Annotated in this window: 22 protein-coding genes and 3 pseudogenes; 12 read left to right on the forward strand and 13 right to left on the reverse strand. The window is 68.7% G+C overall.

Annotated elements, in window-relative coordinates:
- Both KMS84_RS05585 and KMS84_RS05590 read left to right on the forward strand, forming a co-directional pair.
- Positions 1-993, forward strand: coding sequence for an aldo/keto reductase (locus KMS84_RS05585; RefSeq protein ID WP_256914910.1), 993 nt, complete (start codon positions 1-3; stop codon positions 991-993).
- A 64-nt stretch (positions 994-1,057) separates the two neighbouring features.
- Positions 1,058-2,002, forward strand: coding sequence for an LLM class flavin-dependent oxidoreductase (locus tag KMS84_RS05590; RefSeq protein WP_256914911.1), 945 nt, complete (start codon positions 1,058-1,060; stop codon positions 2,000-2,002).
- Positions 2,003-2,065: 63 nt separating this feature from the next.
- On the opposite strand, the gene KMS84_RS05595 is transcribed toward KMS84_RS05590, so the two are convergent.
- From KMS84_RS05595 to KMS84_RS05605, 3 genes and pseudogenes are all read right to left on the reverse strand, one after another.
- Positions 2,066-2,599 carry an IS5 family transposase gene (locus KMS84_RS05595; RefSeq protein WP_256914952.1) on the reverse strand — a complete coding sequence of 178 codons (534 nt, stop codon included), beginning with the start codon at positions 2,597-2,599 and terminating at the stop codon, positions 2,066-2,068.
- Positions 2,591-3,000, reverse strand: a pseudogene (locus KMS84_RS05600) (helix-turn-helix domain-containing protein); the annotation flags it as partial. The pseudogene KMS84_RS05600 and the gene KMS84_RS05595, both read right to left, overlap by 9 nt.
- Complete coding sequence (locus KMS84_RS05605) at positions 2,997-4,247, reverse strand: MFS transporter (RefSeq protein WP_256914912.1); 1,251 nt, start codon at positions 4,245-4,247, stop codon at positions 2,997-2,999. The gene KMS84_RS05605 and the pseudogene KMS84_RS05600, both read right to left, overlap by 4 nt.
- Positions 4,248-4,317: 70 nt before the next feature.
- Between KMS84_RS05605 and KMS84_RS05610 the strand changes: the two genes are divergently transcribed.
- Positions 4,318-4,740 (forward strand): MerR family transcriptional regulator, encoded by a 423-nt coding sequence (locus tag KMS84_RS05610; RefSeq protein WP_256914913.1) that lies wholly within the window; start codon positions 4,318-4,320, stop codon positions 4,738-4,740.
- A gap of 93 nt (positions 4,741-4,833) precedes the next feature.
- A complete protein-coding gene (locus KMS84_RS05615; protein ID WP_256914915.1) occupies positions 4,834-5,481 on the forward strand; it encodes a hypothetical protein in 648 nt (215 codons plus the stop codon).
- A gap of 42 nt (positions 5,482-5,523) precedes the next feature.
- On the opposite strand, the pseudogene KMS84_RS05620 reads toward KMS84_RS05615, so the two are convergent.
- Positions 5,524-5,744, reverse strand: a pseudogene (locus KMS84_RS05620) (IS630 family transposase); the annotation flags it as partial.
- 443 nt (positions 5,745-6,187) lie between these two features.
- On the opposite strand from KMS84_RS05620, the pseudogene KMS84_RS05625 reads away from it, so the two are divergent.
- A pseudogene (locus tag KMS84_RS05625) lies at positions 6,188-6,321 on the forward strand (LexA family protein); the annotation flags it as partial.
- 97 nt (positions 6,322-6,418) lie between these two features.
- Here KMS84_RS05625 and KMS84_RS05630 read toward each other — a convergent pair.
- On the reverse strand, positions 6,419-6,820 hold the full coding sequence (locus KMS84_RS05630; RefSeq protein ID WP_256914916.1) for a TraR/DksA family transcriptional regulator: 402 nt from the start codon (positions 6,818-6,820) through the stop codon (positions 6,419-6,421).
- A gap of 773 nt (positions 6,821-7,593) precedes the next feature.
- On the opposite strand from KMS84_RS05630, the gene KMS84_RS05635 reads away from it, so the two are divergent.
- A complete protein-coding gene (locus tag KMS84_RS05635; RefSeq protein WP_256914917.1) occupies positions 7,594-8,199 on the forward strand; it encodes a cadmium resistance transporter in 606 nt (201 codons plus the stop codon).
- Positions 8,200-8,355: 156 nt separating this feature from the next.
- Here KMS84_RS05635 and KMS84_RS05640 read toward each other — a convergent pair whose 3' ends face one another.
- The 4 genes from KMS84_RS05640 to KMS84_RS05655 form a co-directional block, all read right to left on the reverse strand.
- A complete protein-coding gene (locus tag KMS84_RS05640; protein WP_256914918.1) occupies positions 8,356-9,477 on the reverse strand; it encodes an outer membrane protein assembly factor BamB family protein in 1,122 nt (373 codons plus the stop codon).
- Between the two features lie 1,061 nt (positions 9,478-10,538).
- Positions 10,539-11,153 carry an RICIN domain-containing protein gene (locus tag KMS84_RS05645; RefSeq protein ID WP_256914919.1) on the reverse strand — a complete coding sequence of 205 codons (615 nt, stop codon included), beginning with the start codon at positions 11,151-11,153 and terminating at the stop codon, positions 10,539-10,541.
- A 98-nt stretch (positions 11,154-11,251) separates the two neighbouring features.
- The gene (locus tag KMS84_RS05650; protein ID WP_285893172.1) at positions 11,252-13,918 is read right to left on the reverse strand and encodes a helix-turn-helix transcriptional regulator; all 2,667 of its coding nucleotides are present in this window, start codon (positions 13,916-13,918) and stop codon (positions 11,252-11,254) included.
- 844 nt (positions 13,919-14,762) lie between these two features.
- Positions 14,763-15,164 (reverse strand): hypothetical protein, encoded by a 402-nt coding sequence (locus tag KMS84_RS05655; RefSeq protein WP_256914921.1) that lies wholly within the window; start codon positions 15,162-15,164, stop codon positions 14,763-14,765.
- A 127-nt stretch (positions 15,165-15,291) separates the two neighbouring features.
- On the opposite strand from KMS84_RS05655, the gene KMS84_RS05660 reads away from it, so the two are divergent.
- Positions 15,292-15,714, forward strand: a complete 423-nt coding sequence (locus tag KMS84_RS05660) for a hypothetical protein (RefSeq protein ID WP_256914923.1) — start codon at positions 15,292-15,294, stop codon at positions 15,712-15,714.
- A 306-nt stretch (positions 15,715-16,020) separates the two neighbouring features.
- Here KMS84_RS05660 and KMS84_RS05665 read toward each other — a convergent pair whose 3' ends face one another.
- A complete protein-coding gene (locus KMS84_RS05665) occupies positions 16,021-16,425 on the reverse strand; it encodes a hypothetical protein (protein ID WP_256914924.1) in 405 nt (134 codons plus the stop codon).
- A gap of 318 nt (positions 16,426-16,743) precedes the next feature.
- Here KMS84_RS05665 and ybiA point away from each other — a divergent pair, with 318 nt between their 5' ends.
- Positions 16,744-17,274, forward strand: a complete 531-nt coding sequence (gene ybiA, locus KMS84_RS05670; protein WP_256914926.1) for a riboflavin biosynthesis intermediates N-glycosidase — start codon at positions 16,744-16,746, stop codon at positions 17,272-17,274.
- Between the two features lie 586 nt (positions 17,275-17,860).
- Entirely contained in the window at positions 17,861-18,841 is a 981-nt protein-coding gene (locus KMS84_RS05675) for a hypothetical protein (RefSeq protein ID WP_256914927.1), read from the forward strand.
- A gap of 296 nt (positions 18,842-19,137) precedes the next feature.
- On the opposite strand, the gene KMS84_RS05680 is transcribed toward KMS84_RS05675, so the two are convergent.
- Together KMS84_RS05680 and KMS84_RS05685 are read right to left on the reverse strand one after the other, a co-directional pair.
- Positions 19,138-20,532: a glycosyltransferase gene (locus KMS84_RS05680; RefSeq protein WP_256914928.1), complete on the reverse strand. Its 1,395-nt coding sequence runs from the start codon at positions 20,530-20,532 to the stop codon at positions 19,138-19,140.
- A complete protein-coding gene (locus tag KMS84_RS05685; protein WP_256914929.1) occupies positions 20,529-20,747 on the reverse strand; it encodes a hypothetical protein in 219 nt (72 codons plus the stop codon). Before KMS84_RS05685 ends, KMS84_RS05680 begins: the two co-directional genes overlap by 4 nt.
- A 288-nt stretch (positions 20,748-21,035) precedes the next feature.
- Between KMS84_RS05685 and KMS84_RS05690 the strand changes: the two genes are divergently transcribed.
- From KMS84_RS05690 to KMS84_RS05700, 3 genes are all read left to right on the forward strand, one after another.
- On the forward strand, positions 21,036-22,346 hold the full coding sequence (locus KMS84_RS05690; RefSeq protein ID WP_256914930.1) for a UDP-glucose dehydrogenase family protein: 1,311 nt from the start codon (positions 21,036-21,038) through the stop codon (positions 22,344-22,346).
- Between the two features lie 86 nt (positions 22,347-22,432).
- The gene (locus tag KMS84_RS05695) at positions 22,433-23,245 is read left to right on the forward strand and encodes an 8-oxoguanine DNA glycosylase OGG fold protein (RefSeq protein WP_256914932.1); all 813 of its coding nucleotides are present in this window, start codon (positions 22,433-22,435) and stop codon (positions 23,243-23,245) included.
- Between the two features lie 213 nt (positions 23,246-23,458).
- Positions 23,459-24,568: an SGNH/GDSL hydrolase family protein gene (locus KMS84_RS05700; RefSeq protein WP_256914934.1), complete on the forward strand. Its 1,110-nt coding sequence runs from the start codon at positions 23,459-23,461 to the stop codon at positions 24,566-24,568.
- 430 nt (positions 24,569-24,998) lie between these two features.
- Here the strand turns inward: KMS84_RS05700 and KMS84_RS41085 are convergent, their stop codons facing one another.
- Positions 24,999-25,157 (reverse strand): hypothetical protein, encoded by a 159-nt coding sequence (locus KMS84_RS41085; protein ID WP_306425437.1) that lies wholly within the window; start codon positions 25,155-25,157, stop codon positions 24,999-25,001.
- Between the last annotated feature and the right edge of the window lie 141 nt (positions 25,158-25,298).

Here is a 25,298-nt window from a genome sequence, read left to right on the forward strand (position 1 = left end):
ATGCAGTACACCCGCCTCGGCCGGAGCGGCCTGTCGGTCTCCCGGCTGGTCCTGGGCACCATGAATTTCGGGACCGAGACCACCGAAGCCGACAGCCACACGATCATGGACCGTGCGCACGAGCACGGCATCAACTTCTTCGACACCGCCAACGTCTACGGCACGCGGCCGGGCGAGGAGTCCACCGAGGAGATCATCGGCCGGTGGTTCGCCGCAGGTGACGGCCGACGCGAGAAGACCGTGCTCGCGACCAAGGTCTATCTGCCGACCGGCCAGTGGCCCAACGACGCTTTCCTGTCCGCGCTGAACATCCGGCGCGCAGCCGAGGCCTCCCTCAAGCGGCTGGGGACCGACTACATCGACCTGCTCCAGATGCACCACATCGACCGGAACACGCCGTGGGAGGAGATCTGGGAGGCGTTCACCGTCCTGCGCCAGCAGGGCAAGGTGCTCTACTTCGGCTCCTCCAACTTCGCCGGCTGGCATCTGGCGCAGGCGCAGGAGGCCGCACGCTCCCGGCACCTCCTCGGACTGGTCTCCGAGCAGTCCCGGTACAACCTGATGACCCGCTGGGCCGAGCTGGAGGTGCTGCCCGCGGCCCGCCACTACGGCATCGGCGTGATCCCGTGGGGCCCGCTGAACGGCGGCGTCCTCGGCGGCGTCCTGCGCAAGCAGCGGGAGGGCGCCGCCGCCCGCGGCAGCTCGCCGCACTCGGCCGCCGCCCTCGCCGAACACCGCGACGCCATCGAGGCGTACGAGAAACTGTGCGCCGACCTCGGTGAGCACCCCGCCCACGTCGGGCTCGCGTGGCTGCTCGCACAGCCCGGCGTGACCGGGCCGGTCATCGGGCCGCGTACGACCGGGCAGCTCGACGGCTCACTGCGCGCCCTGCAGATCACCCTCGACGACGCCACCCTGGCCGCCCTGGACCGGATGTTCCCGCCGCCCGCGCCGAACGGAGCCAAGCCCGCGCCCGAGGCATACGCCTGGTAACTACACCCTCAAGCTCATCGCCGGCGGAACGGCCTCACCACCGCATCGAACGAAAGGCAGAGCATTGTCCGTAACACCAGTGGTCTTCGGCTTCGGCGCGCACAGCGTCGTCGATGACACGACCGAGCTGCTGCGCATGACGCAACAGGCCGACCGCGACGGGCTCGACCACTTCTCGCTGTCCGACCACCCCCACATCGGGGAGCGCCTGGACGCCTACGCCGCCATCGGCTTCATCCTCGGCCGCACACACAACATCGCGGGCTTCGCCAACGTCACCAACCTGCCGACCCGGCCGCCGGCCATGCTCGCCCGCACCGTGACGACGCTGTCCGCGCTCTCCGGCGGCCGCATCGTGCTCGGCATGGGCGCCGGCGGGCTGTGGGACCGAATCGCCGACATGGGCGTGCCGCGCCTGACACCGGCCGAGGCCGTGGAAGCCTTCGAAGAGGCCATCATCCTGGTCAAGAAGCTGTCCGAAGGCGGCCCACCGGTCACCCACCAAGGCCGCCACTACCAGGTGAACGACATCGAACCGGCCCCCGTGGCCGCACCCGCAGTGTGGACCGGCTCTGTCGGCCCCAGATCCCTGGCCGCCACCGGCCGGGTCGCCGACGGCTGGATCCCCGGCCACGCCGCCGACTGGCAGAGCGAGCGCTACCGCACTTCGCGGCCGGTCATCGACGAGGCCGCAGCAGCCGTGGGCCGAGACCCGAGCGAGATCCGCACCGTCTTCAACCTGCCCGGACGCATCACCGACCAACCCCTGCCCGCCACGCGCGACCGTGACGGCCGCTGGCTCGGCGGCTCCCCCGGCCAGTGGACCGAGGAACTCACCGGCGCCGTGCTGAAACACGGCGCCGCGGGCTTCACGCTCTTCTCGCCCCACGGCGGAACGCCGGACCCCGTCTCCGTCGGCCGCTGGGCCACCGAGATCGCCCCAGCCGTACGCGAAGCCGTCACAAAGCAATCCCCACCCCCGGCACTGCCGGGAACCCCCAAGACCTGACAACCGCAAGAGCCGGTGCGCCACACATCAGCAACCGGCTTGACCACGTGCACCGTCACCCCCTCACCGTGAGACGCACAGCACTGCCCCCACGTGCGATGTCCGATCAAGCAGCCAACTCGGTTGCTGCCGCCCGTCCAGGGGCCGTCTTCCAACGGATCTTGCCCAGAGCAGGAATGACGCGAGTGTGACCGCCGCTTCGAAGGAAGAGGCGGTCTCCTCGTAGCTGGTGGCGATGCCGCGAAAGCCCGTGAGCCGGTTGAAGCAGCGCTCAATGACGTTGCGTCGGCGGTAGGTCTCTCGGTCGAACCGGGGCGGCCGCCCGCCGCTACGGCCACAATTGCTGCGGTGCCGTCGCTGGTCGGTCTTCTCCGGGATGGTGTGCGCGATGCCGCGTTTTCGCAGGTAGGCGCGGAAGCCGCGCGAGCTGTAGGCCTTGTCTGCGATGACGTGGTCGGGACGGCTGCGTGGTCGGCCCAGACCGGTGCGAGGGACGCGGATCCGTTCCGGAAGAGGGCGTGCGCAGATGCTGTCGTGTCGCCGGCCCGGGGTGACCAGGACGGCGAGAGGACGGCCGCGGCCGTCACAGGCGACGATCCTCTGTGGTTCACGGTTGGTGTCGCCGCTCGGGTCGATGAGCTTGCGCCTGTCGAGTCCGCGGTCGGCCAGGTGACGGCTGATCATACGTCGGGAGACTTCGGGTCTCATCTGCTGCGAGTTCGTGGGCGATGCGTGCCGCTGACCACTTGTCGGTACGCCGCATCTTCTCGATTCTCACCACCATGTCGGGCGCGGTAGCAGCCGGTTGGCGAACTGGCGTCGAGCTTGAGTCGTGTAGCCCAAGCTCGCCGTGGTGGCGGTGGCGATCGACCCACTTCGATGCGGTCGCCCGGGAGGATTCCCATATCTGCGGCGACGAGCGCGATGGGCCGAGTGCGGCAACGTTTGACCGGACGCCCGCGCCCTTCACCATTCAGGGGCGCGTCGGCGTGGGTCATGGCGTGGCCTGAGCGTTGCGGAATGCGTGGTGTCGGGCCCCGGTGACGATGAGCAGGCTGACTGCTCCGAGGGCGGCGGCTGACACGGCGACCACAGGGACGCCCGAGTTTTGCAGCAGGAGGCCACCGATGATGCCACCAAAGGCCATCCCGGCGTTCCAGAGGGTGACGAGGGCGGCTAGCGCGGTGTCAGCGGCAGCGCTGCTGCGTCGCATTCCGGCTTGTCCGGCTGCGGTTTGCAGCAAGGTCGGCGCGCCGCCCCACCCCAGGCCCCAAAGAACAGCGGCGACCCAAACGACCACGTGTGTTGTGGTGACGGCAAGAGCTGCGGTGGCGAGCGTGAACAGCAGCGCACCGGTGACCATCAGAGTCCGCAGTCGGCGGTCGACATGGCGTCCGACGTACCAAATACCCACCAGGCACGCGACACCGAAAGCAAGGAGAACCGCGTCGGTCGCTGACCCGAGCCCGGCGTGCTGGAGGTAGGGAGCGATGTAGGCATAGATGATCGTGTGCCCGAGGACGAACGTCGTGACCGTGAGCAGAATCGGCGCGACACCAGGCACCGCCAGGGTCTGCCGCAGGGGCGACTTCGCTGATTCTGGTGCGGGGTCCGAACGGTTGGTGTCAGCCTGTTCGACGGCGGGTCGTCCCACGCCGGGGACGGACACGCTGATCCAGCCGATCACGGCAAGAGTGACCAGGGAGACAGCGCCAAACGCCGCCCGCCACCCCACCTGTTCACCGATCAGCGTGCCGGCCGGAACTCCCAAGGACAACGCCGCGGGGATCCCGGTCATCGCCACTGCGATGGCGCGCCCTTCCATGCCGGCGGGTGCGATACGACGGGCATAGCCGGCGAGGATCGCCCACGCCAGGCCCGCGGCCACGCCGGCGAGGAACCGGCCCACAAGCATGACGACGTATCCCGGTGCAGCCCCAGTCAGCGTGTTGGCCACCAGGAAGACGGCCATGGCGCCGAGCAGCAGTGGCTTCCGCGGAACAGATGCTGTCGCCGTGGCGAGCGGGATCGCGGTCAACGCCGTACCGGCCGCATAGACGGTGACGGCCTGGCCGGTAGCACCTGAACTGGTGCCCAGTGAGGCCGACATCTGGGGGAGCACACCGGCAGGCAGAGTCTCCGTCAAGCTCGTGATGAAGACGGCAGTCCCCAGTGCCAACAGCGCCGACCATGGCAGGCCGACTCGTCGCGTACGAGACTGTGTGTCAGAAGACGTGGTGGTCATGGACCGAATCTTGAAACCTTCACATAGGTGTGATGGTCAAGTCGATGTGCGCCGAGTAGCTTCGGCGGGTGTGAGGATCGGTGAATTGTCCGGACTGACGGGTGCGTCTCGTCGGCTACTTCGCTACTACGAGGAGCAGGGGCTGATTGTCCCGGACCGGGGCGCGAACGGGTATCGGGAGTATGACGATCGCTACGTGGACCGGGTCAACCAAATCCGTGGCCTGCTGGATGCGGGGCTGCCCACTCGCATCATCAAGCAGATCCTTCCGTGTCTGGACAAACCTCGATCGATCCACTTTCCAGATGCAACACCGGAGATGCTGGCCTTGCTCGCCGCCGAGCGGGACCGGCTCACCGAGCGGATCGACGTACTCACCCGCAACCGTGATGCGATGAGCGAGTACCTGATTGAAGTCGGGCGATGCCGAGCGCTGGCGCCTGGCAGCTCTCACGGAGCACCGAACTCCCCGTCGGCGTCAGCAACGTCATGACCCTGCAACAGCCAGTGCTCCGACCGGGAAGGTTCGCCGCGTCCGAGTCAGCTCGTGAAGGAAGTTCTCGGCACTCGCCCTACGGTTCATGCCATGCCCCGATCAACTGCCGAACCACTGCCGGTCACCGCGGACGACCTTGAGCAAGCAGTCCAGCTCGCCGTCAGCACTCTCCGGGAGGCGCCCTCGGAAGCCTGGGACAGCGGGGCCGGCTCGCTGGAGTGGGATTGCTGGGAGACCGTCGAGCATCTCAGCGACGATCTCTTCGCCTATGCCGTCCAACTGAGGCCCAAGGAGCCGCCTGTGGAGGGTGATGTGCCCTTCGTGTGGGAAGGCCGAAGGCCCGGCGGCCCTGCGAACGCTGTGCACGCAGACCGTGCGGCGGGATCTGCTGGACTGCTGCAGGTGCTGGAGGCGAGCGGTGCGCTGCTGATGGCCATGGTGCGGACGGTGCCTTCGCAGCTTCGCGCCCACCATGTCTTCGGGGTTTCGGACCCCGAGGGCTTCGCCGCGATGGGGATCGTGGAGACCTTGGTGCACACCCATGACCTGGCCGAGGGCCTCGGGCTCGCCTTGGCGCCGCCCGCCGATCTGTGCTCGCGCGTGCTCACCCGGCTGTTTCCGGATGCCCCCTCGACCACGGATCCCTGGCCCACCCTGCTGTGGGCCACCGGCCGTGCCGTACTGCCGGGACACCCTCGTCTGACCACGTGGCGCTGGGACGGCACGCCTCGGTCATAGATTCGGGATGCCTCCGCCAGCGGAGGTCCATCAGGTGGGCGGTCAGGACGCCGTCGTGAGTCGGCGTCCGCCCCAGCGCAGTCCCTTCTCACTGCGGATGCGAGCTCGCCGCGGCGCTTGGCCGCCAGCACGTCGGGGTGCCGGGCGTTGGCGTTGCGCCAGCGCAGGTAGGCATGCAGGGCCCAGGTCTGGACGGTGTGGTGGGAGTGGTGGGAGTTGGCGACGGTGAACTGCCGTAGTGGCCCGAAGTGGGCCTCGCCCGGGACCCCGGACCGCTTGACCACCATGAGCGAGCACGTCTCCACGGTCGTGACATGACGGTAGGAACCGTCATGCCCGAGAACACCGTCACCAGGCCGCTCGCCCGATGAAGCCGGAGGACGTCGCCGACGGCTTCGCCTACATCCGGGCGATGCAGGCATCGACGCCGCCTGCGCGGCCATCGACGGAATGGGCCCGGAGGCGCTCCGGATGCTCCTGGACGTCGCCGCACGCATCTTCATCCCGATCACCGCAGTCGACGACCACGACGGGGAGTCCTGGTGGCCAGCTCGCTGACGACCAGCTGCGCGCCGCGCCAGGGACAGCCGGCCGCGATCCATGCATCTCGCGCGGCTGTCACACCTGTCCGAAGTCTGCGCCTGTTGCACCAGCGAGTTCGTCCATGAGGACGCCACGAACGCATATCGGGCACACAATGAAGCGGCGGGAGCCCGGGCAGGCAGCCGGCCTCACCAGCACCTCGGCGGTCACGCACCAGCTGATGGCACTGGAATGCAAGGGCTTCCCGCGCCGCGACCCGCACTGCCGCGCGCGTACGAGGTCCGCGGCTCCGACCAACTAACCCAGCTCTCTGCGGGGCCACCTCAGACCTTTCCGTCACTGTAGGCAACCGAAGCAGCGGAACCGTCGTTGAATGCCCAGACACTGGCTGGCGTCAAGCGCGACGTGGGTCAGACCGGGCGCAGTGGACACAGGTGGTCGCTGCCGGACGGATCTCGAGACGTTCGGGCGGGATCGTTCTGCCGCAGACTTCGCACTGCCCGTACTCCCCCCGTTCGAGTCGTTCCAGCGCCCGGTCCACATCTTCCAGGTGCTGGCGCGCCTGCCCCAGCAGGGCGACCACGTGAGCTCGCTCGAAGGCGGTGGTGCCACCTTCGGGATCGTGCTCATCGTCTACCGCGACCAAGGCGTTCGACGCGACAATCGCATCGAAGTCGCGGCTCAGTGCAGCCGCCCGAGCCAGGGTGTCCGCGCGGTCGGCCTCGAGGCGGGCACGGGCGGTCGAGAAGGGGGACGGACCGGACTCGTCGTGGCCCTGCCGGGGTACGTGTCCCATGCTGGACCAACGCTCATTCATGATTCCGTATTCCCCGTCCGCACCCCGCTGCTCTTCACCTTCGGGAGGTGACGCTGGGGGGCGTCGCTTCCTGTTGCAAGAACTGCTCCGTCAGTAGGAGCTGTGGGCGCTGGCAAATCCCAAGCTGGACGAGTGCGAGGCCATGCTCCGGTCCGCGGTTGCATCATGCCTTGACGCCGGTCCGGGCCCGTCGCCACGGGGGAAGGCGACGGGCCCGGCACCCCACAGTGCCACAGGGGTCGGAACTGAGCACCGCCTTCGGAAATGCGTCAGGCGTGCGGCGAGTGCACCACCCACGGGCGGGGCGCCGTGGTCAGCCGAGATGGAGGCTGCTCAGGGCAGTGGTCCAGTCATTGACGCCCCCATCTCCATGGCTGGGGAGCCTCGGCAGGGGGCGAGCCTGACCACCCATCGGCATGATCGAACCTGTCACCGGGCGCTGGAGAGCGGTTCACGTCCGCTGGCCGGTGACACACAGCGGGATGCCGGGCCCGGCGCCGAGTGACCGGTGGACACCGCGCTGATCGACGGCGTCGACCTCCTGGCTTCGTTCACGACAACCGGCTCCCGCTCAACTCCTGTGGAATTGCGCCGTGAGCGCTCGCGGCAGCCTCGGTTGAACTCTATGCCCCACTCCCTTCACGTTCGATGTTCACAGGAGGGACAGCATCGGCCTTCGACCAGGTGGTCGTCATGGTTCGGGCTCCCGGTAGCGTCACCGGGACACCCGAGTAGAGGGGGAACGGCTACACGTGGAACTGGGCATCATCGGGCAGGCGGCCGGCCTGTTCGCCGTCACCAACATCGACGACATCGTGATCCTGGCGCTGTTCTTCGCCCAGGGCGCTGTCCACCCCGGCTCCACGCACCGAATCGTGCTGGGCCAATACCTGGGCTTCGGCGCGATCCTCGCCGCGGCGGTGGCCGCCGCGTTCGGCGCCACCTTCCTGCCCGAGTCAGCCATTCCCTACCTCGGTCTGCTGCCGCTGGCCTTGGGTCTCAAGGCCGCCTGGCACGCCTGGAAGGGCCACCGGGACGGGAACCAGGACGATGAGGGGAAGCCAGCCGAACAGGGCGGGCCGCGCCCGCTGGAGGTCGCGGCCGTCACCTTCGCCAACGGCGGCGACAACATCGGCGTCTACGTGCCCGTCTTCGCCACCGCCGGCGCCGGCGCAATGACCGTGTACGTCGCGGTGTTCCTCACGCTCGTAGCCGTGTGGTGCTTCGCAGGCAAGTTCTTCGCAACCCGGCCTGTCATCGCCACGGCCCTCGCCCGCTGGGGCCACATCCTGCTGCCCTTGGTCCTGATCGCCATCGGCCTGCTCATCCTCACCGGGGGCGGCGCCTTCGGCCTGTAACCCGGGCAGCCTTCCCCGGGACCCGTACGAATCCCTCACGCTCCCCGGATGCCTCCCGCACGGCTACACAAGTGCGGCCCCTCTCCCGCTTGGAGGCAAACCGCCGCCCCAGCCGCAGCGTTCCGGGCTGGGGCCGGGCGAAGGAAGCGCGCCGTCTTATCCCTTGCCGAAGGCGATCAGCGTGCCGTCGGCTCCGGGCACGAAGAGACGGCCCTTGGAGGTGGCGATCCCGGGGACGACGAAGCCGCGCCAGTCCTCCTCGGCGACGATGTTCGACATGGGCGGCGGCGCGGGGTAACGCCGGTACGACCAGGCGAGCTTGCCGGTCTTCTGGTCGAGGACGGCAAGGCGTCCGTCGGCGTCCTCGACATACACGTAGCCGTTGGCCACCAAGCGCACCGTGGCAGCCCCCACAGAACTGGTGTACGTCCAGGCCGCCTTGTACGTGCTGGTGCTCAGCGCCCTGACCGTGCCGTGATAGGCGAGGTACACGCGGCCCGGGCCGAACACCGGCGTAGCGTCCGCGGGCAGCTTCCGCACGGCTCGGCCGCTCTTCTGGTCGTAGGCGGTGACCGTCTCGTCATCGCTGTCGCTGCTGCGCATCCAGGACGCGCCGGCCCCCAGTACGACGGGATTGCCGTACGCGCCCGAGACGTCGGGAACCTCGAAGCGGTGCACTTCGGCGCCGGTCTTGAGGGCGAGGTGGTGCCAGCCGATGCCGTCGAAGCCAATCCACACGCCCGAGGCGTCGACGACGGTCGGGGCCCAGGAGTACTCCGACAGGGGCGCCGTCCACACCCGGGCGCCTGTGTCGGCACGCAGCGCCAACGCAGTGCCACGACCGTCCTGCAGGTAGAGCAGGCCGTCGTACCAGACAGGCGGGTACTGCATGGACGCCGAGTCGAGGGTCACCGACCATTTCTGCCGCCCGGTAGCCGGGTCCCACGCCGCGATCGTGCCGCGCGCCGTCTGCGTGTACAGCAGACCGCCCCCGTACGACACGCCGGCTTGAGGCTCATTCTGCTCCAGGGAGACGGCCGGCCACAGGTCCTTGCCGGTGTCGGCCTGGACCCCGACGAGCATCATGCGCGGGCCGCCCTCGGTGCCGTCGTCCGCGTTCACCACCGCATACACCTTGTCCCCGACCGCCACAGGCGCCGAGACGACCGTCCCAAAGTCCCGGGACCACAGCTTCTTGTAAGGCGGGGCCGCCGTGGCCCCCGCGACGAAACCGTCGGCTCGGCTGTCGGCCCGATAGCCGAGCGTCGCGTCCGTCACCTCGGCCGCGGTAGCCGTCCGCCCCGGCACCGGAGCGGCCGCCTGCGGCGAACCGGAAAACGTCAACAGCGTGACGGCGGTGACGCAGACGACCCCAAGCCTCCCACCGGAACGGCGCATTGCTGCCTTCATGACATACCCCCTGGTCACAAGCCACCCGGTCAGGGTGACCACCACCCATTACCCCCACGCAAACATCACATGCACCTCTCAACACAGCTGCGTCTGGGCCTTGTTGTCGCCTGGGAGCGAATTGCGCGGCGGAGAACCACCGCGCGGAGCGAGAGCCGTCGCCGCGCATCATGCAAGGGGTTACCGCGCACGCACTGATGACGACCGCTCACACGCCGAACTTGGGACGCGAGTTCGAGCAGCAGAGCGCTGGGATTCGTCTCCATGGTCATCTGCTGGCAGCTAGGCGGTCTCACCGTGGACCCTCACGAGGATCGGCCTAAGAATCACAGACACGACTGCGCCCTTGACGCCTTCGAATCCATGGAGGACGCTGCTCATTGACTACTAACTCGCAGGGACGGTCCCCCGCACACCGGCAACGACAAGCGAGTCGCTCGCGCCCTCAGCGTGGGATGAAAGGCCACACCGCTGCCTGTTCCCCCCCTCCCCCCGATTCTGACCTGATCACGCTCCCGCGGTCAGACGAACGTGAATCTTCCCCCACCATCGGCCACCCGCCGCTCCCGGGCCGGATCCAGCACCGCGGCGGAGTGTCTGCAGACGCGCCGGCCGAACATGGCCTCCGTCTCACAGCCCCTCCACCCACTCGACAGGTGTGTGCGCGCAGATCCTGCGCCACACGAGCCAGCCCGGCAGATCGCCGGGAACGTCGAGCAGGCCCTCGGCGCACTCGCAGCCGCCGACGCCTACCCACGCTGCGCCGAGCGACGAGCACGATGCCTGAGAACGCGACGCCGATGCCGGCCCATGAGCGGGGCGTACGACGTTCGCTCGGCCCCTGTCACGAAACGGACGCCTACCGCCGACCGGCCCACCTGCCGGCGTCGGAGATCATCGATCACGGCCTCCGACGCCAGCGTCAGGTGTCAGACGTTGACGATCCGCCAGCGCTCCTCGTCCGCGTTCTTCCACGGCCGGGTGACGACCTGGTAGTCCTGGGAGGGCAGTTCATAGGCGTCGAGGTAGCGGCTGTTGCTGGCCTCCTGGATCGTGTAGGTGCCGTTGGTGGACGGCAGGATGACCCAAGCCTGGGTCGGGTCGTTCTCGGCGGTTCGGGTGACGACCCGGAAGTCGTCGCCGGAACCCTGGTAGGCGTCGAGGTAGCGGCCGTTGCTCATCTGCTGGATCGTCGAGAGGCCGTTGCTCAGGTCGGTCAGCAGCCAGTGCTGTGTGCTGTTGTTCTGGAACGGGCGGGTGACCACCCGGTAGTCGAGACTCTCGATCTCGTGCGCGTCCAGGAAGCGGTTCGTGTCCGCCTGGGTGATGGTGACGACCCGCTGGGCCACGATCGTCGGCGCGGCGGCGGGCCCGGCCTGGGCGGCGCCGGCCGGCGCCAGCAGTGCGGCGGCGGCCAGCGCCGAGGTCAGCGCGGCGCCCCCCAGGATTCTTCGTCCGCGACGGCTCCGGTCCGCCTGCGGCGCGTCCTTCGGTCCCGTCGTCCCAGCCGTCGTCTTCGTCCGTGGTGTTGTCGTCTCTTCCATCCTTGACTCTTCCATCCCCGTGTCTCCGTAACTCGTGGTCGTTGTGTCCACGAACGAGGGTGCCGCTCATGTCTGCGCCCGGCTTGAGTAGCCGTTACTCAGCCCTGCGGATGGGCGGGAGACGTGTGCTGTCCCAGGGTTCGGGCGAGTTCGCGACGGGTCGTGACGCCGAGCTTGGCGTAGGCGCGGTGGAGGTGGTTGTCGACCGTGCGGACCGAAAGAGTGAGGGCCCGGGCGATGTCGAGGCTGGCGTTGCCGACCGCCGCGAGCAGGGCGATCTCGCGCTCGCGGGCGGTGAGTGCCGCGACGGCGCGGGCGGTCATCAGCAGTGGGGTACGCGCGCCCTCGCAGCGGGCCGCCGCAGTGGCGGCTCTGCGCGCGGCGGCTGCGGCCCGGCGGGGTTCGCGGTCCCGGTGCCAGGCGGCAGCGGCGGCGGTCGCCGCCTCGGCGGTGAGCAGGTAGGCGCCGACGGCCTCGCACGCGTCGGCGGCCCGCAGCAGCCGTTCAGGATGGTCGGCGGCCAGCGCCTGGGCCAGTTGTGCACGGGCCGGCAGGAGTTCGCCGTCGCAGGCGCGTGCCAGTTCGGTGAGCCGGCCCATGACCTGGCGGGCTCCGCCGAGCCGGGCCACGTCGGTCAGCAGCAGCGCCTCTCCGGTTGCGTGGCCGGTGGCACGTGCGGTGCAGGCGGCGGCCATGAGCACCGTGCGGGCCTCCCCCAGCTCGCCTCGGGCGGCCAACAGCCAGGCCTGGCCGAGGCATTCCTCACCGGCGGACAGCAGGCCCGGCTCGGGAGTGGGTAACCTCCTCAGTTCCGCCAACGCCACCTCGGCCGCTTCGAGTTCGCCCTGTACGGCAGCGCAGGCTGCGAGCCCGGACAAGACCAGGCGCAGGGCCATGGCATGGTCAAAGGTTCGCGCCAGCGCCGCAGCCTCGGCCCACCAGCGGCGTGCGGTCACCGGCCGGCCCGACAGCCATTCCGTGCGGCCGAGGAGGACCGCGACCCACACGCGCACCACCGAGTCGGCGACGACGAGTTCGGCGTAGGCCGATTCACCCGTGCGGCGGGCTTCCGCAGGGCGACCCGCCTCGGTGAGCGCGAGGACGAGCGGGATGCGCTGGAAGGCGGGGTGAGAGGCCAAAGCCTTCTCGTCGACCCGGCGGTGCACGGCGTGGGCACGCTCCGCCCATACGACGGCCTCGTCGGTGCGGCCGACGAGAGCCAGGCCGGCGGGCTTCATCCAGGCACCGCGCAGCCAGGCGTCGACGTCGCAGGCGTCGTCGACATCCGTCTCCAGGTCCTCCAGCAGGGTCAGCCCCTGGGCAGGCAGCCCGGCCACGATCCGCATGAAACCCTCGTTGATCTTGAGTTTGCGGCGGTCCGCCGGGTTGGTGATCCTGGCCAGGGCCGCGTCGTTGGCGGCGAGCGCCTCGGCGACGGGGGCATTGCTCCACAGCAGGTTCGTCGTACGGACGAGGGCGACCGCCAGCGTCTCGCGTTCGCCGTCGGCGAGCTGGTCGGCGCGGGCGAGCACCTTCTCGGCATCTGCCCAGCGGCCCATCTCGAAGTAGGCGTCGCCGAGCATCGAGCGGGTGGCGGTGGTGTGCCGGTCCTCGGGCACGGCCTGGAGGAGCGCCACGGCCTGGGCATAGTCGTGGGCATGTCGGGCGAGCACAGCGGCCTGGGTGAGCAGCGCCGGGTCGGCGGTGCCAGTGGCCGCCAGCCGCCAGGTGGCGATCCGCAGCGGGTCGCCGCGCCGACGGGCACCACGGGCCTCGGCGCGCACCGCCTGATCCAGCAGCAGGGCCCGGCGGCGCAGCACGGGCACTCCCGCCCGCAAAACCTCTCCGTACAGAGGGTGGGCCAAGGACACGGACGTGCGCCTGCGGTCCTGGGCGACGCGAATCAGCCCGGCCCCCTCCAAGGCCGCCATCGTGTGGGGAGTGGCGACGGACTCGGCGTCGGCGAGCGCCAACGGCTCGCACAGCGCCAGCAGCTCCAGGACGGTCCGTCCGGCGAGGCCGACGCCTGTCAGCCGCGCTCCGATCACCTCGGCCAGTCGGGCAGTGCCGGACAGCCGGCCCTCGCGCAGCTGCCAGATCTCCCCGTCCTCGGTGAGGTCTCCGGCGGCCAGGGCGCCGAGGACCAGCTCGCGCAGGTACAGCACATTGCCGCCGCTGGCAGCCGTCAGTTCGTGCACCGTGTGGCGGGCGACAGGTCGACCGAGCGCGGCCGCCAGCAGCTCTCCGACCCGCGCGGAGTTCAGCACTCCCAGGTCGACCCGGCGCACCGAGTCCCCGCCGGTGAGTGCCGCGACTGCCTCGCCGTACGGCTCGCCGGTGCGGACCGTGCCGAGCAGCTGGACGGCGCCGGCGTCCATCAGCTGCCGCAGCAGCACCGCGGAGGAGGAGTCCAGCCAGTGCAGGTCGTCGACGAACAGCACCCGCGGCCGGTCCCCCTGGCCCAGTTTTTCGGCGACCGCGGCGAACCCCGTGACCGGGTCGGCCAAGTCCACGCCCGCGGGCAGCAGATGCGCGATCGCGCCCAGCGGGACGGCGGCGGCAGCAGCAGACGCAGTGGCCCGTCCCACCTGGGAACCGCCCGCCGCGACCCACTCCAAACACTCTTCGGCCAGTCGCGACTTGCCGACCCCTGCGGCCCCGCAAACGAGGAAACCTCGACACCTCGGGTCCTGCGACGCCCCGGCGAACTCCTGGAGTTCCCGCTCGCGTCCCACCAACGGCCAACGTCCGACCCGATACCGCATCACAGTTCCCCCCGGAACGACATGACGCACGAAACACCCCGTCGGACCACCGTAGGAAGCCACCTGCCGCACGGCCAACCGGCTTTCCGGGCAGAGGCGTTCAACCAGAGGTGTTCAAGGCCGTCCAGGGTGAGCGCCACCGCATGCACCGCAGTCGGCAGTCGGCAGCGTGCCCGGTGCCTGGAATCCCCCGCGAGCAACGTCGTGAGGGCGCATGGTTGGTGGTGCCTCTGAGATGGGCGGCTACGTCCGTTCCCTCACCTTGGTCCGGCGCGGCAGCGTGCTGCGCTGCCAGCACTGGACGCTGCGGGTTCGTGCGGGACCGCGGCGCCACCGCCCGCACGGCCCCCGCCCTCCCCTGGCCGACGGTCAGGTCGCCGTGCGGTGGGAGGAAGGTAAGGTCCCGGGAAACACCGCAGGGATTGAGGAGGTGCTGCCCGGGTCCCGGCTGCGTGTTCGTGCCTTCCGATAACGAAGCCTCTTCGCCGGCGGTTTTCTCGCTCAGCACGCGGGCGCGCGCGTGCGCACCGCCGTCGTCACCAGGACGTGGGCGCCCGACAGCCGGCGGGCTGTCGCACCTGCCGACGTCTTGTGGGCGTCGAGCGGAGTGCGAAGTTGGTGAGACTAGGTAGCTGGCTGGCGGCGACGGCGGCGATCCAGGTCGGGAATGTCGCGCCAAGGCGCGCGGTGAGGTTCTCGCCGAAGCCGTGGACATTCCCGGCAGCCGCGTCCAGTTCGGGGAAGCGCCATGAGATTCCTCAGGGCGGTGCGACGACTGGCAGACGTGGACGTTCCCGCCTCCATGACGACGGCACGCGCGTTCAACTCGGCGAAACTGGCGCGCTCACAGGGTGAACACCCGCACGCCCACGTCCTCGGTCGAGGTCTGCAGTGACAGCCCGCATTCTCCCGTTTCAGTCACCTGGTCGCCTTGGAGGGGGAAGCCTGTGAACTCGATCCAGGCGACGCCGGAGTCGCCGTCCTCCCAAGTGATCGTGCCCTCGCCGAAGAAGCCGTTGCTTCCCGACGGGTCGGTCACGGCAACGGTGAGCGAGTTGGCAACGCCCTTGGTGTTCTCGGCCTGAACGTCCACGGTGAGCTTCACCCCGGGAGTGGCGAGGGCCGTGTCCGTAACGGGAGAGAGGCTTCCGACATTGAACGAGCTTCCCAGCCCCGTGGAATTGGTACCGGAAACCTGAAGGACCGTCACATTGAACGTCTGAGAGCCACCTGAGACTGTCGCCATGGTTCACGCCTCCTCGCCTCAATTCCAGACTCCGGCAACCTGCCCGGAGTCGCAACACGGCCCATTCAGGTCCATAGTGAGGTGTGAATATCTGCGTCGTGTCGCTTCGAATGAAAGTTGAACGGCCATGGGAGAAGACACGGATCTGACGCCCACGCTCGACGAGCTCGTCGCGGACTCCCTTGAATTGTCACCGGTCTGGGGCGCCTGGTGTCCCGAGGAGCAAACCCAGGTGGCCCAGGATTTGGCAGCCGAAGCGGATGGGACCACAGCCGCGGAGGAGCACAACCAGGCCACGGGCCACACCGCCGTCGCCACGCTCTCGATGCCGAACGCGGTGTCTGTTGATTTCGGAATTCAACTTTTTCCGTTCCCGTTCTGTTTCCTGTACAACGGCCGACCCTGGCAGTCGATGACCCTCCTGGCGCCAGGAACGGCCGAGGCAGCCACCACCGCTAACCAACTCGTCGGCCTTCTCAACCTGGCAGCTTCGAAAAGGGGTTTTCCGGCGCTCTTCTCTGTGACCGGCGGCACCTGCCCGACTCTGTAAGCGGACGATCCAGACCGGCGCGCTGTACCGGGCAGGAGCCGGCAACGCCCTTGCCTGCACCAGCTAGGAGAGGGGACAGCGGCTCACCGCGGACGGCCTCGCCCTCCCGGCCGGACGGAGCCGACCACCGGCCACTCGCTCGTCTCCTGTCACGGCTGTCCGGCCTTCTCCGCTCCCCCTGGTCTCAACTACGCTCCCGAACGCGTCTGGGGCGCGGCCTCCGGACGACACAACGGCATGGCGCAAAACAGAGACGGGGCTCCGGCCCTCCTCCGAGGAAGCCGGAACCCCGCCGTCAGTCGGGCGTCAGCAGATGTTGAGACCCGGGATGGGCTCGTAGTTGTTGCCGCCCGAGACCTTGTTGGCCGGGAACCAGCCCCAGCCTCCGTCGTCGTAGGCCTCATCGCCTTGAGTGAACAGCCACCAGTTGTTACGGGCGTTGCCGACCGGCACGTTGTCGCCCCCCTGCGTCTGGCAGACGAACCAGTTGTCACCGGCGTACAGGTAGCCGGTGAGCCGGTTGCCCTGTCCGACGGTGTTCCCCTGGTAGTTGTGGCAGTAGCGGGTGCTGTACGTCTGGCCGCCGGGTCCGGTCTTCTGGCCCGCGTTCCCCCAGCAGCCGCTCGCCGCCGACGCGCTCGTCGGCGTCAGGGCGACCGCGCTGGCCGCCAGCACCGCTGCGGCGCCGAGCGAGGCAAGAATGCGCTTCATCGTGTGTCCTTCCCGTACTGCCACCCCCGTTGGTGGACCCGGCCATCGTGGCACTGAGCCACTGGGACCAACCATGCTTTTCGACGCTGGTCGAAGCAAAAGACAACGAAGCACTCGATGTGCTAGCACCAAACGCCGCAGCCGGCGCGGCCGCGAGCGGCCGGGTGAGCGTGTGCGTGGCCCCAGCCCACCGGACGTCATCCGCGCCAGGGGTGCGCGCGTGGGCCCACGCAGTTCCGGGCCGGGTCAGAAAACCAGGTCGCACGGCAGGAGTGCTTCTGACACTGTGAGGGTTTAAGCCACTCCCGCGAGGTCCTTGTGACGATCTACTTCTACGGTGCCGACGAGGTCCCTTACGGATGCTTCTCGAACTTCTCCGATCACGGCTTCGACCTTGACGGCCTGTGGTGGCCCACTGCGGAGCACTACTTCCAGGCGCAGAAGTTCGCGGGCACCCGCCATGCCGATCTCGTCCGGCGTGCTCGCACGCCGCTGCGGGCGGCCGAACTGGGCCGTGATGCGTCCAAACCTCTGCGGAGGGACTGGGAGCGGGTCAAGGACGACGTCATGCGCCGCGCTGTGGCGACCAAGTTCCGTACTCATGGCGACATCTGTGAGGTTCTGCTGTCCACCGGTGACGATGGGATCGTCGAGGACACCGCTGCCGATCATTACTGGGGTCGTGGCAGGACCGGGACGGGCAAGAACATGCTCGGGAAGATCCTGATGCGCACTCGCAGCCGTCTCCGCGCCGAACTTGCCGAGGCCCGCGACAGTGATGGCCGACCTGAAGGCGATGACGACCTCGGCAGCATCTACGCGGCGACTTTGCCGGCCACCGTTTCCTGACTCCCTTGCGGGTGACGTCCCGCAGCCTCGCTGAGAGATCCGCCCGTCAGCCATCTACGGTCCACCGCTTGGGCAACCGGGCGGTGCGTGGTGTCAACGGGTACTGATCTCTCCCCGATGAGGGAAGTAGAGTTCAGGTACAACGGGACCGACACCAGCAGCGAATCCCGAAAGGCCACCTGACATAGCGAGGACATCACGCGAGTCGGGACATTTCGCAGCGGGCGCGGTGACCGCCGCTACGTGGAACCACGGAACTTGCTACCGAGTTCCACCATGGAAGTGTGCGGGCCTGAGACCGTTTCGGCCGACGGGGTTATCGTGCGAGACACCCAATGACTCCCCGGCCGGTTGTCGTGAAAGCACCTCCCACTACCCGCAGGCAGTGCCGGGATCCGCGCCGACCGGGACAAGACCCCCCTGCAATATCTCGCCCCCCGCGCCGACCAGGGCTTGCATGCTCCGCAGCCGTAACGAGGCACCGGAAGTCTGCCTGTACGACTACACAGCGAGCCGACCAGCCCACAGACCGAGCTGGCGGGGTGGAGAACGGGCCGCGACCGCGACAGGGAAGGGGATCTGATCGATGCGGCGCATGACCAACTCATATCTGCCCGACACGGACCGAGGAGCACTGATCGTCCTCGACACCGACCGGCTTGAACTGGCCGACTTCCCTGACGGCGGCGTGTTCAGGATGCTGCACACGATGGCCAACCTGCGCGGGCACACCCTCGCGGTGCCCCAGACGGTGGCGATCGAGCACCTCGCGCGCCACCACTTCGCGGCTCGGCAGTCGGCAGGGAGTTCGTCGGATGACGCTGCCCGCCGCCGACGTGAGGCTCTTCATTCGTACTTCACGATTCTGCCGACGCCCGAAGGCGCCGCGGCGGAGGCCTTGGACCGGGTGGCCGAACGCCGTCTCCCCGCCCGAGCCGCATCGGTCGACGGCGACGTCGGCAAGGCCGAAGGCCACGGCATCCGGGACACCGTGGTCTGGCTGACCCTGCTCGCCGCTTTCGAAGACCGCAACCAGATGCTCTGGTTTCTCTCTGGTAACCAGGCCTTCGCCGCGCGCGGCGCGTTTCACCCCGATCTGCGTGCAGAGGCAGAACAGCGTCTGGGCACGGACCGATCACTGTTCCTCGGTCTCATGCGGGACGGTATTCCCGCGCTGTTGAGGCGATGGGGTACCAAAGTGGCCGTCAACGCCCAGGACATGGACCGTCTGGTGCAGTCGGCTGCGGTTGCGCAGCAGGTGCGGGCTCTGATCACGGGGCCTGTGCGACCTTTCGCCCCGGACTTTCCCGTGCGCGACACCGGCCCCCTGGCCCTTGACGGCTGGCTCGGCAGACCTCGGGCCTATCAGGTCGACGACAGGCTGTGGGTGCCCAGCCGGATTCGCTGGAGGTTCCGCGGGGAGGAGCACACGAGTTCCGGCTTCTCCGTCATCATGACGCGGGTGCTGCTTGAGGTCAGTGTCGAGCCGACGGCCGTGCTGGGCGTGACGGTTCTGGACGTCGGCACCGCCGAACCGCCCACTGCACGAGGGCGGTATGCGACCTGAAGCTCGATCGAGCCCTGCACGGCGATGACCGCGTCCGATCCACTCGACGAGATCCGCCTCATAGACGGGGCTGCTGCGGGTGAGCGACGGGCCCGCGCTCACCGAGCCCCGGGAAGCCACACCGGCCCTGGTGCGAGGCAGAGTGTTCCCCTGGCTCCGGGCCCACCAACACCCCACGGCCTGATCGGAAAGTCAGGCTCTCAGGCCGGGGGCAGAGCATGCTGCGGCTACTGCTGTCCTGGCCGAGGCTCGCGCGCTGCTCCTTGTGCCAGGTCATGGCAGGAGGGGCGTGGTGGTCAGGCTGGGACGGTGGTGGGTGTCTCGGCGAGCGAGACTTCGGCTCCGTTCTGGCGGGTCCCCCAGCCGGTTTTGGCGCAGGTGGCGATGCCGTACCAGCGCAGCCAGCGCAGCACGGTCCAGGCCAGGAGGATGGCGGCCGGCATGGCGAGCCATGTCAGGGCGCGGGAGCGGATGCGTTCGTCGGAGCGGATGATGCTGAGGTAGCGAAGTCCTTGTGCCCAGCCGATGAGGAAGGGGACGACGAGCATGCTCTTGGGTGGGGGGTTGCCGTAGGCGAGGGGTTCGACGGCGAGCATCCACAGGGTGACCATCTGGGTGAGGACCATCTGGATCCAGCGCATGGTGTGCAGCCAGAATGCGGGGCGGGCGGGGCTGAGGTAGCGCATTCTCCATATGGAGCGGATGGTGGAGCCGCGCATCCAGCGCAGGTACATGCGGTTGAAGTGGGACCATTTCTCCGGCATGGCGGTGAAGCAGATCGCCGAGGGCTGCTGGACGGTCAGGCCGCGTTCTTGGGCGTAGAGGGTGAGCATGCTGTCGTCGGAGAAGTTCACGGGTCGTCCCATGAAGGTCTCGTTGAGGTAGCCGTCGAGGTTGTCGCGGATGATGCCCGCTCGGTAGGCCGCGAGGGGGCCGGAGTTGACCATGACGGCGCCGACGGCCGACTGGCCGGAGCGGTCGACGAGCTGGCAGACGACGAACCAGAGGTCGGTGATCCGTACAAGCCAGTTCGCGCGGTTGTTGGTGGCGATGACGATGCCGGCCACGGACTGCACGCGCGGGCGGGCGAACGGGATGAGGGCCTGTTCGAGGGCTGCGGGTGCAAAGCAGCTGTCGCTGTCGCAGGTGACGTAGATGTCCGCCTCGGGGCTGACGCGGACGGCGTGCGCCTGGGCGTGGCGCTTGCCGGCGTTGGGCACGCGCTGCCAGGTGGTGGTGATACCGGCGTGTTGGGCGGCTTCTTCCCACCACCGGCGTACCTCGGCGTAGTGGGTGTTGGTGGAGCCGTCGTCGACGATGTGGACGCCGTCGGGCCTGCGGGTCTGGCGCAGGAAGGACTCCAGGCCGAGGCGGAGGTAGCCGGGGTCCTCGTTGTAGACGGGTACGAGGATGGCGACGTGGAGTTCGTCGAGTTGGCGTGCGATGCGCGAGGTGAGCGGCCGCGGGCGTTCGAGGTGGTACATGAACGTCTGGAGCAGGAAGATCAGGAAGAGGGAGGCCCACACGACGGTCAGCCGGTTCTGGCTGTGTCCGGTGCGCGTGAAGGCGCTGAGTGCGTGGTAGCCGGCCCAGGCGGCAGCCGCGAGCATGACGACGATCCCCATGAGGACCGTGACGGACCGGTGCTGATGGGCGCTCAGCACCGGTCCTGCGGCGTGGTCGTTGTTCACCGGCGGCCGAGGAAACGATTCTTCGACGTGCCGGTGCGGCTGGCGCCGGCCTGACCGGCCGTCAGTCCGCTGCGGTAGCGGAAGCGCACGACGAGGATGGCGCCGAGCACCACGGCGACTGCGGCCGCGACCATCCAGCCTCCCAGCGGATAGGTGATGCCGCCGATGACGATGGCCGGCATGCCGGTCTGTGCAAGCTGTCCGTGTCCGGACATAGCTCCCCCAAGGAGACGAGAAACCGTAGAGATCAGGCCATGTGAAGATCCTGTAAGAGATGTGTATAGCATGCAACTACTTGAAGGCGATACTTCATCGCTGGAAGATCACGAATGAATCACCGCAGGTGGAAGGCTTGATCACGGCCGTATCCTTCCTTCTGTGCCAACAGCCTGCAGGCGACACGTAACGGTCCATCAGCGTGGCCTCCAAGCACTTCGCGCCATCCCCACACCTCGAGGCAGCCCCCTTTCGCGGCGTCTCCCGACAGCATTGGAGCCACAGTGATGCAGGGCAGCGCCCGCAACATCGCCGTCTTCGGAGCCGGCTACATCGGTCTCGTCACCGCCGCCTGCTTCGCCCACCTGGGCCACCGGGTCACCGTCCGCGACATCCAGAGCGAACGCATCCGCCTGCTCCAGGCGGGAGACGTGCCCATCTACGAACCGGGGCTCGGAGAACTACTGGCCGAGCACAAGGAGTTGCTGACCTTCACGCTCGACGCGGCCGAAGCCGTCAACGACGCCCACATCGCCTACATCTGCGTCGACACACCACCCACCGCATCCGGCGACGCAGACCTGTCACGCGTGTGGTCCGTCATCGACAGCCTCCGCGGCGCGGCCCATCTCGCCGCGGTCGTGGTGAAGTCGACCGTCCCCGTCGGCACCGGCGCCCGCGTGCGCACCGCCCTGGACGATGCCGGCCTGAGCCACGTCGGCTACGCCTCCAACCCCGAATTCACCGCCGAGGGCCGGGCCGTCGCCGACTTCCTCCACCCCGACCGGCTCGTCATCGGCACCGACGACCCTGCGACCGCCCAGCTGCTGACAGACCTGCACGCCGGCATCGACGGTCCCGTGCAGACCATGGACGTCGCCTCCGCGGAGATGGTCAAGCTCGCGTCCAACGCCCTCCTCGCCACAAAGATCACCTTCATCAACGAGATCGCCACCGTGTGCGAAGCGACCGGCGCCGACGTCACCCGCGTCGCCGACGCCGTCGGCCTCGACCACCGACTGGGCCGCCACTTCCTCAACGCCGGCCTCGGCTACGGCGGATCCTGCTTCCCCAAGGACTCCCGCGCACTGCGCGCCATGGCCAGCAACTCCGGCTACTCCTTCCAACTCCTCAACGCCGTCATCGAAGTCAACGACCTCCAGCCCCGCCGCGCCGTCCAACGCCTCAAGACCGAACTCGGCACCCTGCGCGACAAACACATCGCCCTGCTCGGCATGACCTTCAAAGCCGGCACCGACGACATGCGCGAGGCCCCCAGCACCGTGCTCGCCTCACGCCTGCTCGCCGAAGGCGCCACACTCACCTGCTGGGACCCCATGGCCCGCCCCGCAGACACCGAGCCCTGGAACCAGGCCGAACGCCGAAACACCGTCACCGAGGCCCTCACCGGCGCCGACGCGGCCATCATCGTCACCGAATGGCCCGAGCTCCTCGACACCGACTGGGAAACCGCGCAACACCTCATGCGTACCGCCGTGCTCTTCGACGGACGCAACCTCCTGGATCCCGACGCCATGGCCCACGCGGGCTACACCTGCCTGACCGTCGGACGAGCCACCCGCCGACCCACTCGGTGAACCGCGCCCGAACCGTCGCACGCGGTTGCCTGACGATTCGGATGACGGCAGACGCCGGTCAGGGCACTGCCTTGGGAGGCCGGAACATGAAGAGACAGGAATGCGCGGATGCGGTGGACCGGGAGATGGCCGCGTCGTTGCTGCCCGATGCCGCCGTGTGGGCACTGGGCCGCTGGTGGAACGAGAACGCGTCGGCTTGTGCGGACGGGACGCCCGGGGCGCACACGGTGCGCTGCACCCCCGGTCGGTGGACGCAGATCGCTCCGTGGCCTTCGGCGCTGGCCCCCACTTCCTGCGGCAGCGACGCCGCAGTCAGTCGGGCGGAGGTGGCCTCGGCCGTCGCGGACGCGCTGCGGCGTGAGGCGTTCAGGGAAGCCCTGGTGGCGACCTACGTGTGGGGCAAGGGCAAGCGCGGTACTCCCGGCGGGAGCGGTCCGGCCATCCTGCACAAGATCCTGGCCGCGCAAGGGCTGGATGCGGCGCTGGCCCGTGCGGTCGTCACGTTGAGCAAGCACGGCGCACGAGCTGCTTACGCGGGACTTCAGCGCGTCGTTCCCGGGTTCGGTCCGTCGTTCTTCACCAAGTTCCTTTACTTCGCAGGCAAGGCGGTCCCGTCGGCAACCGGCCCCCAGCCGCTCATCCTCGACCGCGTTCTGGCCCGGCGTCTGCGGTTCCTGGCCCACACCGTCGGCCAGACCACCGGTCACGATCCCGACGGCTCGATCGCCGCACGGGTCTGGCGCGACAGCAACTGGTCACCACACCGCTACGCGGTCTACCTCTCCTTCATGCACGCCGCAGCCCGCCAACTGGCCGCGCGCGACATCTGGCCGTCAGACGCACCACCCGACCTGCTCGAACACGCCCTGTTCACCACCCCATGGCAGGAATCCGGTTGACGGCACAGCCGGCAAGAGGGAGACGGAAGGCGGTCCGTCTGCGGCAGGGCCGTCACCGTCGCAGGGTGGCCGCCCGGCGCACTCACCGTCGCCCAGAACCTCGAGAGAATACGCGCGGGTGGTTTACCCGGCGCATCGGTCCGGTGATGACATGCTCTCACCTACCTTTCATTCTGTAGTCGATCGACTACCAAGAGTGAATGGAGAGTGCGGATGCGTTCGACGTCCATGGGCCGTCTGGCGGCCCTCGCCCTGCCGAACCGTCCTGGGGGAGCCCAGTGGCGCCCCGTCGCCCGCCTACGGACGAGGGCACTGGCCGTGGGATTCACGCTGGCGGTGTCCGCCCTCGTGCCCACAGGCTCTGCCGGTGCGGCTGATCAGTACCAGTGGGCCGCGCTGGGTGACTCCTACACCGCCGGCGGGTTCGTCGGGGACCCGCAGCCCCCGCTCGGCAGTGCGACGCGTGACGGGTGTGACCGCACCACCAACGCCTATCCCGACGTCGTCGACCGGGAACTCGACGAGTTCCCGCCCGGCAAGCCCGTGCACCTGACCAACGTCAGCTGCGGCAACGCCACCATCGCCGACATCGCCACGACCAAGCAGACGCCGATCAGCCCGGTCCAGCCGCCCTCAGCAGGTTGGACCGCAGTGGACCCCCAGATCCAGCGGGCAAAGCTCAACGCCGACACCGACATCGTCACCATCGGCGTCGGCGGCAACAGCCTGCCCTTCGGCGGCATGCTCCTCAAGTGCCTCGAACTGGGAGCGACGCCCGGCAAGTCCTGCCGTGAGCACTACACCAGTCCCCCCGAGGGGGAGGAGAGCGTCCAGGACAAGCTCGCCAGGGTCCAGGACGAGTACATCGAAATGCTGGCCAAGGTACACGAGGCCGCACCCAACGCGAAGGTGATCACCGTCGGCTACCCGGCCGTCCTGCCGGACGAGGGCAGTGCCTGCAACCGGCTCTCCCTCACCGAGCTGGGCGCGATCAAGCACGCCGACGTCGACTGGCTCCGCGACCATGTTCTCAAGGCGCTGAACAGCACGATCCAGCGAGTCACGTCGTTCTTCGGCGACCGTTACGTCGACGTCTACTCCTCCAGCGTCGGTCACGACGCCTGCCAGCCCGCCGGCACCAAATGGATCGAGGGAATCTGCGGCGACGCCGAGAACTACTGGCCCGCCAAGCTCCCCGGCACTCTGCTGAACTGCGCCCCCATCAACAAGCGGGTCACCCTCGTCCACCCCAACGCCCACGGCCACGCCAACACCGCCGCCCACGTCGAACGAGCCATCCGCATCGCCCTCCTCGAGCACTGACCAGCCGGCCCCACCCGACAAGAGCCACAGGCGCGGGGCCAGCTCCCTCCATGAGGCGGACGGGCGAGCCGTCCGCGGCGCAGTCATCCAGGCAAGCTGTCGGCACAGCGCAACTCGGCCAGCACAGCACCGTGAAGGCAGGCCCAGCCACCAGCCTCGAGCCACTCCCCCAGCCGGTCACCGTGCCCCAGGAAGGCCCAGCAAGAGGGCGAAGCCGGCCGCCAAGAACCGCACCCACGTCATGACATGGCGCAGCCCCCACCATGGCGGTGGGGGCTGCGTCATGGGCGAGAGCACCCGATACGCAAGCAACAACCTCCGCCGTGGCCGGCTCGCCGTCGATCTCGATCCGGCCCGCAGGTGCGCCGTTGAGCTGCACAGCCGTCGCCACGAGCGCAGCCGCTTCCACCCGGTTCGCGCGCGCGAGCACCTACGCGACGAGCTCGAGCCCGTGGACCGAAGCCAGAGCGGCGGGCGCAACCCCGCCGGCATCAACGATCAGGACCACGGCCGGTGCCATGACGTCCACCAGCTCCTGCAACTGCCCGGTGAGCAACCGGTGCGCAACGCGAGGCAGGAACCACTTCACCACAGCCTGCCGCTTCGACCGGCTCGCCCTCAGCTGCGGACGCCGGGCCGGCACGTGCTCGCATGCTCGCCCTCAGGGCGCGAGGCGGGCCGCATGGTGCAGGCGGTTTGCTGTTCGTGGGGGCTGCCCGCGCCAGCACGT

The sequence above is a fragment of the Streptomyces hilarionis genome (assembly GCF_024539675.1).
Lineage (GTDB): Bacteria > Actinomycetota > Actinomycetes > Streptomycetales > Streptomycetaceae > Streptomyces > Streptomyces hilarionis.

What these genes read in the sequence shown, in the direction of transcription:
- KMS84_RS05585 (WP_256914910.1), top strand. Translation starts at nt 1, where the DNA reads ATGCAGTACACCCGCCTCGGCCGGAGCGGCCTGTCGGTCTCCCGGCTG.
- KMS84_RS05605 (WP_256914912.1), bottom strand. Translation starts at nt 4,247, where the DNA reads ATGACCACCACGTCTTCTGACACACAGTCTCGTACGCGACGAGTCGGC.
- KMS84_RS05615 (WP_256914915.1), top strand. Translation starts at nt 4,834, where the DNA reads ATGCCCCGATCAACTGCCGAACCACTGCCGGTCACCGCGGACGACCTT.
- KMS84_RS05630 (WP_256914916.1), bottom strand. Translation starts at nt 6,820, where the DNA reads ATGGGACACGTACCCCGGCAGGGCCACGACGAGTCCGGTCCGTCCCCC.
- KMS84_RS05645 (WP_256914919.1), bottom strand. Translation starts at nt 11,153, where the DNA reads ATGGAAGAGACGACAACACCACGGACGAAGACGACGGCTGGGACGACG.
- KMS84_RS05650 (WP_285893172.1), bottom strand. Translation starts at nt 13,918, where the DNA reads ATGCGGTATCGGGTCGGACGTTGGCCGTTGGTGGGACGCGAGCGGGAA.
- KMS84_RS05655 (WP_256914921.1), bottom strand. Translation starts at nt 15,164, where the DNA reads ATGGCGACAGTCTCAGGTGGCTCTCAGACGTTCAATGTGACGGTCCTT.
- KMS84_RS05660 (WP_256914923.1), top strand. Translation starts at nt 15,292, where the DNA reads ATGGGAGAAGACACGGATCTGACGCCCACGCTCGACGAGCTCGTCGCG.
- KMS84_RS05665 (WP_256914924.1), bottom strand. Translation starts at nt 16,425, where the DNA reads ATGAAGCGCATTCTTGCCTCGCTCGGCGCCGCAGCGGTGCTGGCGGCC.
- KMS84_RS05675 (WP_256914927.1), top strand. Translation starts at nt 17,861, where the DNA reads ATGCGGCGCATGACCAACTCATATCTGCCCGACACGGACCGAGGAGCA.
- KMS84_RS05685 (WP_256914929.1), bottom strand. Translation starts at nt 20,747, where the DNA reads ATGTCCGGACACGGACAGCTTGCACAGACCGGCATGCCGGCCATCGTC.
- KMS84_RS05690 (WP_256914930.1), top strand. Translation starts at nt 21,036, where the DNA reads ATGCAGGGCAGCGCCCGCAACATCGCCGTCTTCGGAGCCGGCTACATC.
- KMS84_RS05695 (WP_256914932.1), top strand. Translation starts at nt 22,433, where the DNA reads ATGAAGAGACAGGAATGCGCGGATGCGGTGGACCGGGAGATGGCCGCG.
- KMS84_RS05700 (WP_256914934.1), top strand. Translation starts at nt 23,459, where the DNA reads ATGCGTTCGACGTCCATGGGCCGTCTGGCGGCCCTCGCCCTGCCGAAC.